This is a genomic window from Xanthomonas sp. NCPPB 1638, assembly GCF_041475635.2.
Lineage (GTDB): Bacteria > Pseudomonadota > Gammaproteobacteria > Xanthomonadales > Xanthomonadaceae > Xanthomonas > Xanthomonas cucurbitae.
Genome location: NZ_CM192984.1, coordinates 823,312 through 838,086, shown reverse-complemented (window position 1 = coordinate 838,086; position 14,775 = coordinate 823,312). Strand labels below are relative to the sequence as shown.

The following is a 14,775-nucleotide window of genomic DNA, read 5'->3' as shown; positions in this document are numbered from 1 at the left end:
CCGGTCGCAGGAGCGCGCCCGAGCGCGACGGGCATTCCCGGTAACGCGCCGTCGCGCGCAGGCACGCTCCTACAAACAGACGGCAGGTTCGACGTTGCGGGCAACCGATTGGCCGGACTACCCCGTCGGCGCCGACCACCGCGTCTTGGCGAGCAACTCATCGTCCCAATCGAATGCCAGCGCGCCGTCCTTGAGCAACAAGGCCACGAACGCGTGGACGTTGCGCGCGAACATCTCACTGGCGTGCACCGCGCCCTGGCTGGCCAGATTCAGCGGGCCGGCAATCGTCACGCCGTCCAGCTCATAGGTTTCGCCCGCGCGCGTGGCGGCGCAATTGCCGCCGGTTTCCGCGGCCAGATCCACGATCACGCTGCCAGCGCGCATGCCACGCACCATGTCGATGGTCACGATCTTCGGCGCGGGCCGCCCGGGCACCGCCGCAGTGCACACCACCACGTCCACGCCCTTGAGGTGGTCGGCCAGGCGGCGCTGCTGTTCGGCGCGTTCATCGTCGGTCAGCTGGCGCGCATAGCCGCCTTCGCCGGCGGCGCTGACGCCCAGATCCAGAAAGCGTGCGCCCAACGAGGCGATCTGTTCGCGCGTTTCCGGCCGCACGTCAAAGCCTTCCACCTGCGCGCCCAGCCGCTTGGCGGTGGCAATCGCCTGCAGGCCCGCCACACCGGCACCGATCACCAGCACCTTGCACGGGCGCAGGGTGCCTGCCGCGGTGGTCAGCATTGGAAAGAAGCGCGGCGCCAGTTGCGCGGCGATCAGCACCGCCTTGTAGCCGGCCATGCCCGCCTGCGAACTCAGCACGTCCATCGCCTGCGCGCGGGTGGTACGCGGCAGCCGCTCCAATGCAAACGCGATCAGCTCGCGCCCGGCAATCGCCTGCGCGCGGGCAGGGTCGGCATCGGGTGCAAGCATGCCGATCACCACCGCCTGCACCTTGCATTGCAACAGCAACTCGGTGGGCGGTGCCTGCACGCAAAGCAGGACGTCGGCCTGCGCCAGCGTCTGCGCGTCGGCAGGCTGCGCACCGGCGGCCACATACGCGGCATCGTCCATGGCGCTGGCGCGACCGGCGTCCGGCTCGATCCAGACGTGGGCGCCGAGCGCGACCATCTTCTTGACCGTTTCCGGCGTCGCGGCCACCCGGCGTTCGCCTGCCGCCCGTTCTTTCAGCACCAGCACCTGCACAGCCATGGTTGCTCCGGTCTCGCGCTCCAGTAGCGGCGATGCTAGCAGAGCGCGCGGTGCGCGCTGGCGTCGCTGCGCCCCCGGCCCATCCACGCAACAGCCATAGCGGTCAACGCCACAGCGACAGACGGTAGCGCGCTCAGTGCACCGTGCTGTTGGTGTGCAGCGGATCCAGCCGGTCGATCACGCCCTGCATCGCGCTGTCGAACGCGCCGTCGTTGATGTGCTCGCGCAGGCGCCCCAGCCGCACCATCACCGCCAGTTCTTCCGGCGAGGCCACACAGAAGCGCACGCCGCGCCGGTTGACGAACAACAATCGCTGCGAGATCGGGCTCACCCACGACAGCTTGCCCGCCTGCACCTTGCCGTCCTTGTCGACGAAATCCAGCCAGGTACCGATATCCATCGCGCGGAAGCGCTCGGCGTCGGCGCTGTCGATGCCCTGTGCCGCCGCGTCGGCCCCCAGCACCACGCTGACGCTTTCGGTCGCCGGCGGCGGCAGGTTGACCTGCGGCAGTTCCGGCAGCGCCTTTTCCAGATCCGGGCGGGCCTCGGCGATCGCCTGCAAGGTGTCGTGCAGCGCGGTGATGGCCACCACCGTCGCATCGCCATGCAGGCCCACGCTGGCAAACACACGGTGCAGGGCCGGCTGCCAGACCTGCAACCACGGCTTGCCGATGATATAGCGGCGTGCCTGGCCCAGTTCTTCCAGCATCCCGTCGGCCAGCGCCAGCGCTTCCAGCGTGCCCGGGCCATCCTCGCCGTCGCGCAGGATCGCCATGGTCAGATGATGCAGCCACGGCTGGCGCAGGAACTCCTCCACCGCCCGCGGCAGGTCCGCGCCCTCGGGCACCCGTTGCACCAATTCCGCCAGTGCGCGGCCACGCGCCAGTTCAAGCTTTTCCTGGCCACGCTGGGTTTCAGTGGCACGACGTTCGGCGATCTCCACCCGCCGGCGGTGCTGCGACAGAAAATCGCGGAATTCCTCTTCCAGGGTCAGGAAGATCGCCAGGTTCTCGTTGAATTCGGCCACCAACCGGTCGACGATTTCCTCCACCTTGCCCATCAACACGCGCTCTGCAGCGCTGTCGCCGGTATTGCCCTCGCACGCCTCGGCCAGCGAATTGAGCAGGCGCCGTGCCGGGTGGGTCTTCTGCACGAACATCTTGCGATCCAGCAGCGCGACCTTGATGAAGGGCACCACCAACCGGCCGATCATCTCGCGCGAGCGGTTCTCCAGGTCACGTTCGTCCAGCATCACGTCGAACAGCATGCCGACCAGATCGATGGCATCTTCGTCCATCGGATCGAGTTTGGCGGTGGCCGGGTCCACGCCCAGCCGCGTGGCGCTGTTGAGGACTTCGTTCTTCAACCGCTGCGCGAGCGATTCGTTGTCGTCGCCGATCGCTGCCTGCAGGGTCGTGCTGGGTGTGGCCTGCAGCAGCGACAGCACCGACATCATCTCGCGCTGGCTCAACGGGCGCTGCTGCCCCACTGCCACCGAGGCAGCGGAAGCGGCGCTGTCGCGCGCGGTGCGGGTCTGCCGCAACAGTTCGTGCAATGCATCCAGCAACATGCCCTGGCTACCGCCGGGATGATCGGCGTCACCGCCGTCCATGCCGCCGCCAACGCCCTCTGCATGGCCGCGCTGCGCGGCCGCCTGCATGCGTCCACGGCTGTGCGCCCAGCGATCCAGAAAGCGATTGGCCCAAGCCGGCGCGTACTGATCGTTCGGATCCTCGCCCTCGCCTGCGCCGGCGTGCGTGGTTTCCGACTGCGGCTCCGCCATGGCGTCAGGTGCCGGCATGCGTGGCGAAGGGACGCGCCTGGGCTGGGAAATTTCTGGCATCACCCCCGCCTTGACCAAGGTTTCGTCCAGGCGCGCGTAGAGCTTGCCGATCGGCTCGGCCAGATCGCGCTCGCACAGCTTGATGAGTACCAGGCGCACTTCCGGCGCCAGGTCGCAGGTGGCGAAGGCTTCGTGGATCGCCACGCCCAGATGCTCCGGCCCGAACGGATTGGTATCGGCCACCAACTCCAGGCCACCGGCGATCCAGCCCAGACGGCGATTCACGCGCGCCAGCACCTGCTTGAAATCGCGCAGCAGCACGGTCGCCAGGTTGCGCACCGCCAGCCGCGATTCGAGTACGTGTTCGGGCACCAGGCTCAACGGACCGGCACCCAGCTCACCCGCCAGCACCACCTCGGCCGACAACGGCGTTCCCAGCAGCAGCGCCTGCCAGCCGTCCTCCAGTTGTTGCCGGAATTGCCGCGCCACGTCCTCGCGCTTGCGCCGCAATTCGCGCATGCCATCCAGAAACAGCAATTGCGAGCTGCCGGCCGATTCGGCACGATCGAACAGCACATCGTCGAAATGTGCAACGGCAGCTGCAAATACCTGCACGAGCGGCGGCACGAACACGTCGTGCGCCTGCACGAGCAAGCGTTGGTCACGGCCCGGGTGTCCCGACGGACTGGGCTGGAAGGTCATGCGCAAAGGCTCCCCGCCTCTGCAGGCGTGAAAATTTCAGAACGAAAAGAAACAGACGCGGCCCCAACTTCCGCTACAGCATGGTAGGCGTTTCGCTCGCTCGCTAAGTGTGACGAATATCTCACTTTACTCGTGACCGTCCAGGGATAGCGTTTTCTCTTTCCATCCTAGCTCGCAACGCCATGGTGGAGCCTGCCACGCACGGTTATACCCGGGTCGGGGTTAAGCGTTCGACACGCCCTGTCCAGCTCGTTTCCTGCAGTGTGCATAAGCTCTTGGAAAGCAGCGTCCCGCGGTTGTCGATGCGATCGAAGCGCTGCGTTGGAACACAACGCCATCGCCTCGCGTGGCGGCCGCCATCAACACGCAGATGCCGCTGTCACCTCGGCGTGCGGTGTCCCCGTCTGCCGGGCGGCGGCAGGCCTCGGGTAGCGCCCGTCTATAATTGCCGCACTCCCCCAGAACACTGATCCATGCACGCACCGTATTCGCTTCAGGCGCTGGATGCGCGTCGCTCGGTCCCCTCCAAGCAGTTGGGCGAACCCGGCCCGGATGAAGACACCCTGCTGCGCATGCTGACCTCGGCCGTGCGCGTGCCCGACCACGGCAAGCTGGTGCCGTTCCGGTTCCTGCGTATCCAAGGCGATGCACGCCACGCATTGGGCGATTTCCTCGCCGAGCGCACCCAGGCCGCCGATCCGTTGACACCGCCGGCGGCGGTGGAAAAAGACCGCAACCGCTTCAACGATGCGCCGCTGGTGATCGTGGTGATCGCCACGCTGCGGCCGGACCACAAGGTGCCCGAGCAGGAGCAACTGCTCACTGCCGGCTGCGTGTGTTTTGCGCTGCTGCAGGCCGCGCAGGCGCATGGCTTCGGCGCGCAATGGCTGACCGCGTGGATGGCCTACGACCCGGCCGTGGGCGGCTACCTGGGCCTGCAGGAACACGAACGCATCGCCGGCTTCATCCATATCGGGACGCCGCGCCTGCAGGTGCCCGAACGCGAGCGCCCGGACCCGCGTACCCTGCTGCGCGACTGGACCCCATGAGCACGCTGCCCGGCGCCATTGCAGCGGCGCTGCCGGGCGGCCCGCGACCGGAGCCGCTGTACCTGGTGGATGCCAGCCTGTACGTGTTTCGCGCCTGGCATTCGATTCCGGATGAATTCCAGGACGCGCAGGGCTGGCCGACCAACGCCGTGCACGGGTTTGCGCGCTTTTTGCTGGACCTGCTCGAACGCGAGCAACCGCAATACATCACCATCGCCTTCGACGAGGCGCTGGACAGCTGCTTCCGGCATGCGATCTACCCCGCCTACAAGGCCAACCGCGAACTGGCGCCGGACGCGTTGCGGCGCCAGTTCGCCCATTGCAAGGCGCTGTGTGCGGCGCTGGGGCTGAGCGTGCTGGCCCACCGCGAGTACGAGGCCGACGACCTGATCGGCAGCGCCCTGCACAGCGCGCGCGGGCACGGCCTGCGCGGGGTCATCGTCTCGGCCGACAAGGACCTGTCGCAGCTGTTGTTCGAACACGACGAGCAATGGGACTACGCGCGCAATCTGCGCTGGGGCATGGACGGAGTGAAGGCACGCCATGGCGTGCATGCCCACCAGATCGCCGACTACCTGGCGCTGTGCGGCGATGCGATCGACAACATTCCTGGCATCACCGGTATTGGCGCCAAATCGGCGGCGGTGCTGCTGGCGCATTTTGGCAGCCTGGATGCACTGCTGGAGCGCATCGACGAGATCCCGTTCCTGCGCCTGCGCGGCGCCGCGCAGATGGCGGCGCGGCTGCGCGAACAACGCGAACATGCGCTGCTGTGGCGCCAGCTCACCACCATTGCGCTGGATGCACCACTGGACCTGGCCGCGACTGGTTTCACGCGTGCGCCGGCCGATCCCGACATGGTGACCGGGCTCTGCGAGAGCCTGCGCTTTGGCCCGCTCACGCGCCGGCGGCTGCTGGCCGCCTGCACCGCCCCCACGCCACCACTTCCTCCCACCTCCCTGTCCGAAGGCCCGACTGCATGAACCGACACGACACGCCGCCCACCGTGGTCTACGAAGGCAAGTACCAGCGCATGGTGGTGCGCGGCACCTGGGAGTACTCCGAGCGCGTGCATGCCGGCGGCCTGGCCGCGATCATCGTGGCGGTGACCCCGGACGATGCGATGCTGTTCGTCGAGCAGTTCCGCGTGCCGCTGCAGGCCCGCACCATCGAAATGCCGGCCGGGCTGGTGGGCGACGTGCATGCCGGCGAATCGATCGAACTGTCGGCCATCCGCGAGCTGGAAGAAGAAACCGGCTGGACCGCGGACCACGCGGAAGTGCTGATGATCGGCCCCAGCTCGGCCGGCGCCAGCAGCGAGAGGATCGCCTTCGTGCGCGCCACCGGGCTGCGCAAGGTCGGCGCCGGCGGCGGCGATGCCAGCGAAGACATCACCGTGCATGAAATCCCGCGCACGCAGGTCGGCGTCTGGCTGGTGCAGAAGATGGCCGAGGGCTACCAGATGGACCCCAAGCTATGGGCCGGCCTGTACCTGGCCGACCACGCGCTGGACGGCACCCCGCATGGCTGATGCCGTGGTCGATCCCTTGCTGGGTGCCGAGGATCCGGCGCCGTTCACCGTCTACAACGCGCAGGCCGCATCGCCCTGGCTATTGATCGCCGACCATGCCGGCCAACGCGTGCCGGCACGGCTGGCCAACCTGGGCCTGCCGCAGTTTGAGCTGAACCGCCATATCGGCTGGGATATCGGCATTGCGCAGGTCACCCGCCTGCTGGCCGAGGCGCTGGATGCGGTTGCCATCACCCAGACCTATTCGCGGCTGGTAATCGACTGCAACCGGCCCGATGGCGCCGCCAGCCGGATACCGGACATCAGCGACGGCACCACGGTGCCCGGCAATCTGCAGCTGACGCTGGCTGAGCGCCAGCAGCGCATCGATGCCATCTTCGCGCCGTACCACGACCGCATTGCCGCCGAGCTGGACGCGCGCACTGCACGCCGGCAACCGACGCTGCTGGTCTCCATGCACAGCTTCACCCCCGTGATGGCCGGCCAGGCGCGTCCTTGGCATGCCGGCGTGCTGTACCACCGCGACACCCGGCTGGCGCATCGCCTGCTGGACGCCTTGCGCGCGGAACCGGACTTGGTGGTTGGCGACAACCAGCCGTATGCGGTGAGCGATGCCACCGACTACGCCATTCCGGTCTACGGCGAAGGCCGCGGCCTGCCGCATGTGGAACTGGAGATCCGCCAGGACCTGATTGCCGATGCCGCCGGGCAAATGGCATGGGCGCAGCGATTGGCGCGCATCCTGCCGCCGCTGGCCGAGGCTCTGCTGCCACGGTGACCGTCTTGCAGCACACGGGGACAAACAACAGGTCCCCACGTAGGAGCGCACCTGGGCGCGAATGCCTTACCGATAAAGCCCCTCGCGCCCAGGTGCGCTCCTACAGAGGACCTGCCCTTCGCGCGCGCGCCAGCGCATCGACACTTTCCGGCTCGACCTGGAGCCGGACTGAGCCGCCGCTGGCCGAGGGCCTGCTGCCACGGTGACCGTCTTGCTACACACAGGGACAAACAACAGGTACACACGTAGGAGCGCACCTGGGCGCGAATGCCTTACCGATAAGGCCCCTCGCGCCCAGGTGCGCTCCTACAGAGGACGTGCCCTTCGCGCGCGCCAGCGCATCGACATTTTCCGGCTCGACCTGGAGCCGGACTGAGCCGCCGCTGGCCGAGGGCCTGCTGCCACGGTGACCGTCTTGCTACACACAGGGGCAAACAACAGGTACACACGTAGGAGCGCACCTGGGCGCGAATGCCTTACCGATAAAGCCCCTCGCGCCCAGGTGCGCTCCTACAGAGGACGTGCCCTTCGCGCGGGGGACGGGCGACCCACGCCGTTATGACGGGTTTCCCGCGTCGCGGCACACGTCACGGCAATCAGGCAAACCGATCCGTCGCACGCACCAGCGCATCGACATTTTCCGGCTCGAACGCCGAATGCCCTGCAGCCGGGCTGATCTGCAGCTGCGCCTTCGGCCACACCTTGTGCAGATCCCAGGCGCTTTGCAGCGGGCAGACCACGTCGTAACGGCCGTGCACGATCACGCCGGGAATGTCGGCGATGCGGTGCGCGTCGCGCAGCAACTGGCCTTCCACCTCGAAGAAGCCCTGGTTGACGAAGTAGTGGTTCTCGATGCGGGCGAAGGCCAACGCAAAGTGCGCGTCCTCGTGCCCGGTAACGAAGTCCTCGTCCACATGCAGGAAGCTGGTGGCGCCTTCCCACACGCTCCAGGCCTTGGCGGCGGCCAGCCGCGTGGCCTCGTCGTCGCTGGTCAGGCGGCGATGGAAGGCGGCGATCAGGTCGCCACGTTCCTCGGTCGGAATCGCGTTGATGTAGTGCTCCCAGGCATCCGGGAACAGCCGGCTGGCACCTTCCTGGTAGAACCATTCCAGCTCGAAGCGGCGCAGCAGGAAGATGCCGCGCAGCACCAGCTCGGTGACCTGCTGCGGGTGGGTCTGTGCATAGGCCAGCGCCAGCGTCGAGCCCCAGCTGCCACCGAACACCTGCCAACGCTCGATGCCCAGGTGCGTGCGCAGGCGTTCGATGTCGGCCACCAGATCCCAGGTGGTGTTGTCGGTGAGATCGGCATGCGGGGTGGAACGGCCCGAACCGCGCTGGTCGAACAGCACGATGCGGTACTTGGCCGGGTCGTGGAAGCGCCGCATTTTGGCGTTGCAACCGCCACCCGGGCCGCCGTGCAGCAGGACCACCGGTTTGCCTTGCGGGTTGCCGCACTGTTCGAAATACAGCGTGTGGCGGTCGTCGACCTGCAGGCTGCCCTGCTCGTAGGGGGCGATCTCGGGATAGAGCGTGCGCATGCGTCGGTCCTGGGCGAAAGCGTTGATTGTATCGGCCCGCCGTGAGGGGCACCGCCCCTGGATCTGGCACGGTGCGCGATCGTGCACGCCACTGCGCGTGACGCTGCCTGGCCCAACGCACGGCAGCGGCCGGGCGCCTCACACCGCCACGCCCGGCTCCCAGCAGCCCAGGCTCACCCGATCGCGCTGTTCCAGATCCCGATGCGTGGCCACCCGAGCGAATCCATGCGTGCGCAGCAAGGCCGCCACCGCCTCACCCTGATCCCAGCCATGCTCAAGCAGCAACCACCCGCCGCTGCGCAGGTGCGCCGGTGCATCGGCCACGATCTGGCGGATATCGTCCAGCCCATCGCTGCCGGAAGCCAGTGCGCTGGCCGGTTCGTGGCGCAGATCGCCCTGCGCCAGATGCGGGTCGCCGGCGGCGATATACGGAGGGTTGCTCGCGATCAGGTCGAAGCGCTCGCCCGCCAGCGGCACGAACCAGCTGCCGTGGCGGAACTGCACGTTCGATAGGCGATGACGATCGGCGTTGCGTCGGGCGACGGCCAGCGCGGCCGCACTGGCGTCGGTGGCGACCACCTGGGCCTGCGGGCGTTCGCTGGCAAGGGCCAGGGCGATCGCGCCACTGCCGGTGCCCAGGTCGGCCACCCGGCGGCCTGGGGCGTGGTCCAGCCGCTCCAGGGCCAGCTCCACCAGCGTTTCGGTATCGGCGCGCGGGATCAGCGTGGCCGGGGACACCTCCAGATCCAGCGTCCAGAAGCCACGCGAGCCGGTCAGGTAGGCCACCGGCTCGCCGGCCACACGCCGCTGCACCAGGGCTTCGAACGCGGTGGCGAGGGGCGCCGGCACCGGATCGCGGCCGTGCGCGAACAACCAGGCGCGGTCGCGGCCCAGGGCATGCAGCAGCAGCGGCTCGGCATCGCGGCGATCGATGCGTTGCGCTGCCCGGTGCAGCAATTGATCGGCAGCAAGACCGCCGGACACATCGCTCATACGATTCAGCCACTCGTGGGAAACCTCGGCGGACCATTATCCGGGACCGCTGCCCGCAGCGTTTCGGCAGATGCCGCCTACAAGGTCGATAGCCGAAGACTATCTATGCAATCCCATTAATCGATTTGAGGAATCTATCGATCCTGCCTACCATGGCGCCTGTTCCATCCCCCTCCCCCTTCATCGCACGAGGAAACTGAATGTCTCTCATCAACACCCAGGTCCAGCCGTTCAAGGCCAATGCGTACCACAATGGCAACTTCATCGAAGTGACCGAGGCCAGCCTGAAGGGCAAGTGGTCGGTGCTGATCTTCATGCCGGCCGCATTCACCTTCAACTGCCCGACCGAAGTGGAAGACGCCGCCGACAACTATGCCGCGTTCCAGAAGGCAGGCGCCGAGGTCTACATCGTCACCACCGATACGCATTTCTCGCACAAGGTATGGCACGAAACCTCCCCGGCCGTGGGCAAGGCACAGTTCCCGCTGATCGGCGACCCGACACACAAGCTGACCCGCGCCTTCGGCGTGCACATTGAAGAAGAAGGCCTGGCGCTGCGCGGCACCTTCATCATCAATCCGGAAGGCGTCATCAAGACCCTGGAAATCCACGACAACTCCATCGCTCGCGACGTCACCGAGACGCTGCGCAAGCTGACCGCGGCGCAGTTCGTGGCCAACAATCCTGGCCAGGTCTGCCCGGCCAAGTGGAAGGAAGGCGCCAAGACCCTGGCTCCGTCGCTGGACCTGGTCGGCAAGATCTAAGCCGCCGCGCATCCCTGGCCCGGTATTCCGGGCCGGGGGTGAACCGGAGCCGGTGCCGGACTGTCCGCCCGCCATCGCCAGCACGCCTCCCCACCGCGCGCCGGCTGCGGTTCACCCCTTCCTCCCCAGGCGAGCTGCGCAGGCGCAGCGGCGCCACACCCTCCCCTTGCCCATTTCCAGGAGTTTTCCATGTTGGATGCCAATCTCAAGACCCAGCTGACCGCCTACCTGGAACGGGTAACGCGCCCGATCCAGATCCACGCCTCGATCGACGACAGCCCCGGCTCGCGCGACATGCTCGACCTGCTGGAAGACCTGGTGCTGCTGTCGGACAAGATCAGCCTGGAAGCGCACCGCGACGACGACCAGCGCAAGCCTTCCTTCGCGCTGACCACGCCGGGCCAGGACATTTCGCTGCGCTTTGCCGGCCTGCCGATGGGCCACGAGTTCACCTCGCTGGTACTGGCGCTGCTGCAGGTGGGCGGCCACCCGTCCAAGGCCACCGCCGAGCTGATCGAACAGGTGCAGCAACTGGATGGCGACTACCGGTTCGAAACCTATTTTTCGCTGTCGTGCCAGAACTGCCCGGACGTGGTGCAGGCGCTGAACCTGGCCGCCGTGCTCAACCCGCGCATCCAGCACGTCGCCATCGATGGCGCGCTGTTCCAGGATGAAGTGGAAACTCGCCAGATCATGTCGGTGCCGACCGTGTACTTGAACGGCGAACTGTTCGACCAGGGCCGCATGACGCTGGAGCAGATCGTCGCCAAGCTCGATACCAACGCCGCCAAGCGCGATGCCACCAGAATCGCCGCCAAGCAGGCCTTCGACGTGCTGGTGATTGGCGGTGGCCCGGCCGGTGCTGCCGCAGCGGTGTATGCCGCACGCAAGGGCATCCGCACCGGCGTGGCGGCCGAACGCTTCGGTGGCCAGGTGCTGGACACCATGTCGATCGAGAACTTCATCTCGGTGCCGGAAACCGAAGGCCCGAAGATGGCCGCCGCGCTGGAACAGCATGTGCGCCAGTACGAGGTGGACATCATGAACCTGCAGCGTGCCGAGCAACTGGTGCCGGCCGGTGCCGATGGCCTGGTCGAGATCAAGCTGGCCAATGGCGCCTTGCTCAAGAGCAAGACGGTGATCCTGTCCACCGGTGCGCGCTGGAGGCAGATGAACGTGCCGGGCGAAGACCAGTACAGGAACAAGGGCGTGGCCTATTGCCCGCACTGCGATGGTCCGTTGTTCAAGGGCAAGCGCGTGGCGGTGATCGGCGGTGGCAATTCGGGCGTGGAAGCGGCGATCGACCTGGCCGGCATCGTGGCGCATGTCACGCTGGTGGAGTTCGACGACAGGCTGCGCGCCGACGAAGTGCTGCAACGCAAGCTGCGCAGCCTGCACAACGTGCACATCATCACCAGCGCGCAGACCACCGAAGTGTTGGGCGACGGGCAGAAGGTCACCGGCCTGGTCTACACCGACCGGCTCGCTGGCAGTATCCAGCGCATCGCGTTGGAGGGCGTATTCGTGCAAATCGGCCTGCTGCCCAACACCGAGTTCCTGCGCGGCACGGTGGCCCTGTCGCCGCGTGGGGAGATCATCGTCGATGAGCGTGGTCAGACCAATGTACCGGGCGTGTTCGCCGCCGGCGATGCCACCACCGTGCCGTACAAGCAAATCGTGATCGCCATGGGCGAAGGCTCCAAGGCCGCCCTGAGTGCGTTCGATTACCTGATCCGCTCCAGCGTGCCGGTCAGCGCCCAAAACGTCGCGCAAGCCGCGTAAACGCAGCCACATCTGCCGCCCGGACACGAGCGGCGCTAAGCTGTCACCCGAGGTCAGTCCCCCCATCAACGCTACGAGGACGGCTGCATATGAATCTGCGCGACCTGAAGTATCTGGTTGCCCTGGCCGACCACAAACATTTCGGTCGTGCGGCCACGGCATGTTTCGTCAGCCAGCCCACCCTCTCCACCCAGATCAAGAAGCTCGAAGAGGAGCTCGGCATACCGTTGGTGGAGCGCGCCCCACGCAAGGTGATGCTCACCCCGGCCGGCCGCGAGGCCGCCATGCGCGCGCGCAGCATCGTCGCGGAAGTGGAACAGCTGAAGGAAGCGGCCCGGCGCAGCCAGGATCCGGAGGCGGGCACCGTGCGGCTGGGCATTTTCCCCACCCTGGCGCCGTATCTGTTGCCGCATGTGGTGCCACGCATCCGCGAGCGCTTCCCGCGCCTGGAGCTGTTGCTGATCGAAGAAAAGAGCGACCAGCTGGCGTATCAGCTACGCGAAGGCCGCCTGGATGCCGCACTGCTGGCACTGCCGCTGCAGGACGACCAACTGCATGCCGAATTCCTGTTCGAAGAGCCCTTCGTCCTGGCCGTGCCCGAAGGCCATCCGCTGGCGCGCCACGACAGCATGACGCTGGACGATCTGTCCGAACAACGCCTGTTGCTGCTGGAAGACGGCCACTGCCTGCGCGAGCAGGCACTGGATGTCTGCCACCTGGCCGGCGCGTTGGAAAAATCCGAATTCCAGGCCACCAGCCTGGAAACCCTGCGCCAGATGGTGGCCGCCAATGTCGGTGTGACCCTGCTGCCGCTGCTGGCGGTCAAGCCGCCGGTGGCACGCTCGGACAGCATCCGGCTGATCCGTTTCCGCGAGGACAAACAGCCCAGTCGCCGTATTGCCATGGCCTGGCGCCGCAGTTCGGCGATGACGACCTTCCTCGAGCAGCTGTCGCAACTGTTCAAGGAATTGCCGCAGACGCTGTTCACGCTGGACCAAGCCGCCACCGGACCCAAGGCGGTTGCGGCCTGAGGATTCGGGATTCGGGATTCGGGATTCGGGATAGCGCAGCACGGGTGCGGTTGTCTTGCGCCGTATTGATTGATGTCACAAACAAGGCGACGCGCACGCGTCGCCTTGCTGCATCTGTAGCGGACGCCGACGCTGCAGCAGCCTCATCGGCACGGTTCCTGCTGCGGGCAAAATGCCCTGCATTGCGATCGATGCAGCGCGCCCTCATCTTGCCGATGCCGCCTGCCATTCCGGCAAGCAGCATTCAACCCACCACTGCGGGCGACTTCCAGCGCGCGGCGCGTTAACGTAGCGCGCTGCGCCATCCCCGACCCGTTCCACGATTCGAGAGAACCCGCATGACTGCATCCCCCTCCAAGCTGGCCCAACTGCGCGACCTGTCCGTGGTGGTCGCCGACACCGGCGATTACGACGCCATCAAACGCCTGAAGCCGGTTGATTGCACCACCAATCCCACTCTGGTCAAGAAGGCGCTGGACCTGCCGGTCTACGCCGACCTGATCGAACGCGAACTGGCCTGGGGCCGCGAGCACGGCGGCGACGACCGCACCACCACCGTCCACGAGGTCGCCGACCGCCTGACCATCGGCGTGGGCGTCAAACTGGCCGAACTGGTCCCGGGGCGCGTGTCCACCGAGGTGGATGCCGATCTTGCCCACGACACCCAGGCCACCATCGCCAAGGCCCGCAAGTTCATTGCGATGTACGCCGAGCGTGGCGTGCCCAAGGACAAGATCCTCATCAAGATCGCCGCCACCTGGGAAGGCATCGAAGCCGCGCGCCAGCTGCAGATCGAAGGCATCGACTGCAATCTCACGCTGATCTTCAATCACTCGCAGGCGCTGGCCTGCGCCGAAGCCGGCGTCTTCCTGATCTCCCCGTTCGTGGGCCGCATCCTGGATTACTCCCTCGCCCAGGGCCAGACCCCGGCCAGCATCGATGAAGACCCGGGCGTGGTATTCGTGCGCACCGTGTACGACGCATTCAAGCGCCGTGGCTCGCCCACCGTGGTGATGGGCGCCTCGTTCCGCTCCACCGCGCAGATCGAAGCGCTGGCCGGTTGCGACCGCCTGACCATTTCTCCCGACCTACTGGAAAAGCTCGACGCCGAACACGGCGAGCTGCCGCGCAAGCTCTCGCCCGCACAAGCTGACAACGCGCAGATCACCCCGATCAACGCCGACAGCTTCGCCACCGACCTGGCCGCCGATGCGATGGCCACCGAAAAGTTGGCCGGCGGCATCGAGACCTTCGCCAAGGACCTGCAGGCCTTGCGCAAGACCATTGCCGACAAACTGGCCGGCTGATCGCCGCACGCAAGGCACAAGACCGACGCCCGCTGCCACTGGCCGCGGGCGTTTTTGTTGGTGAGCATGGCCTTGCTCAGCACGCGTGCGCGCAACAACCGCAGGCCGGTTCTGACCGGCTAGTTCTGACCGGCCAGGCACGCACACCGCGCGTTTATGCAATGCCGGGCTGCATCCTTGAACGCGCGCACACAGCGCCAGTTCTCCGTTGATCGACCGATCGGTCAAGCGCTCGGCCCACCGCCCAACGCAGACAAGACGGTCCACGCCATCCTGCCGTCGCACCCGGCGCTGCGTCTGCACACCGCGCT

Annotated in this window: 12 protein-coding genes; 8 read left to right on the top strand and 4 right to left on the bottom strand. The window is 66.8% G+C overall.

Annotated features, from left to right (window positions below; all coding sequences use genetic code 11):
* Positions 1 to 117: 117 nt before the first annotated feature.
* Together ACCQ13_RS03515 and pacR are read right to left on the bottom strand one after the other, a co-directional pair.
* Positions 118 to 1,206 carry an NAD(P) transhydrogenase subunit alpha gene (locus ACCQ13_RS03515; RefSeq protein WP_159406651.1) on the bottom strand — a complete coding sequence of 363 codons (1,089 nt, stop codon included), beginning with the start codon at positions 1,204 to 1,206 and terminating at the stop codon, positions 118 to 120.
* 133 nt (positions 1,207 to 1,339) lie between these two features.
* Positions 1,340 to 3,691 (bottom strand): PacR family protein, encoded by a 2,352-nt coding sequence (pacR, locus tag ACCQ13_RS03510; protein WP_104602644.1) that lies wholly within the window; start codon positions 3,689 to 3,691, stop codon positions 1,340 to 1,342.
* Between the two features lie 473 nt (positions 3,692 to 4,164).
* Between pacR and ACCQ13_RS03505 the strand changes: the two genes are divergently transcribed.
* The 4 genes from ACCQ13_RS03505 to ACCQ13_RS03490 are packed head-to-tail and all read left to right on the top strand — an operon-like array spanning position 4,165 to position 7,049.
* Positions 4,165 to 4,740 carry a nitroreductase family protein gene (locus tag ACCQ13_RS03505; protein WP_104602645.1) on the top strand — a complete coding sequence of 192 codons (576 nt, stop codon included), beginning with the start codon at positions 4,165 to 4,167 and terminating at the stop codon, positions 4,738 to 4,740.
* Positions 4,737 to 5,723, top strand: a complete 987-nt coding sequence (locus ACCQ13_RS03500) for a 5'-3' exonuclease (RefSeq protein ID WP_104602646.1) — start codon at positions 4,737 to 4,739, stop codon at positions 5,721 to 5,723. Before ACCQ13_RS03505 ends, ACCQ13_RS03500 begins: the two co-directional genes overlap by 4 nt.
* A complete protein-coding gene (locus ACCQ13_RS03495) occupies positions 5,720 to 6,271 on the top strand; it encodes an NUDIX hydrolase (protein WP_167526822.1) in 552 nt (183 codons plus the stop codon). The genes ACCQ13_RS03500 and ACCQ13_RS03495 overlap by 4 nt, the downstream gene beginning before the upstream one ends.
* Positions 6,264 to 7,049, top strand: a complete 786-nt coding sequence (locus tag ACCQ13_RS03490) for an N-formylglutamate amidohydrolase (RefSeq protein WP_104602647.1) — start codon at positions 6,264 to 6,266, stop codon at positions 7,047 to 7,049. Before ACCQ13_RS03495 ends, ACCQ13_RS03490 begins: the two co-directional genes overlap by 8 nt.
* A 596-nt stretch (positions 7,050 to 7,645) precedes the next feature.
* Here ACCQ13_RS03490 and pip read toward each other — a convergent pair.
* Complete coding sequence (gene pip / locus ACCQ13_RS03485) at positions 7,646 to 8,587, bottom strand: prolyl aminopeptidase (protein ID WP_159406650.1); 942 nt, start codon at positions 8,585 to 8,587, stop codon at positions 7,646 to 7,648.
* Between the two features lie 138 nt (positions 8,588 to 8,725).
* A complete protein-coding gene (gene prmC / locus ACCQ13_RS03480; RefSeq protein WP_104602649.1) occupies positions 8,726 to 9,580 on the bottom strand; it encodes a peptide chain release factor N(5)-glutamine methyltransferase in 855 nt (284 codons plus the stop codon).
* A 200-nt stretch (positions 9,581 to 9,780) separates the two neighbouring features.
* Between prmC and ahpC the strand changes: the two genes are divergently transcribed.
* The 4 genes from ahpC to ACCQ13_RS03460 all read left to right on the top strand — a co-directional run bounded on the left by ahpC (position 9,781) and on the right by ACCQ13_RS03460 (position 14,464).
* Entirely contained in the window at positions 9,781 to 10,344 is a 564-nt protein-coding gene (ahpC, locus tag ACCQ13_RS03475; protein WP_003488826.1) for an alkyl hydroperoxide reductase subunit C, read from the top strand.
* Between the two features lie 189 nt (positions 10,345 to 10,533).
* Positions 10,534 to 12,126: an alkyl hydroperoxide reductase subunit F gene (gene ahpF / locus ACCQ13_RS03470; protein ID WP_159406649.1), complete on the top strand. Its 1,593-nt coding sequence runs from the start codon at positions 10,534 to 10,536 to the stop codon at positions 12,124 to 12,126.
* A gap of 89 nt (positions 12,127 to 12,215) precedes the next feature.
* Positions 12,216 to 13,157, top strand: a complete 942-nt coding sequence (locus tag ACCQ13_RS03465; RefSeq protein WP_104602651.1) for a LysR substrate-binding domain-containing protein — start codon at positions 12,216 to 12,218, stop codon at positions 13,155 to 13,157.
* A gap of 338 nt (positions 13,158 to 13,495) precedes the next feature.
* Positions 13,496 to 14,464, top strand: a complete 969-nt coding sequence (locus tag ACCQ13_RS03460) for a transaldolase (protein WP_159406648.1) — start codon at positions 13,496 to 13,498, stop codon at positions 14,462 to 14,464.
* Positions 14,465 to 14,775: the final 311 nt, after the last annotated feature.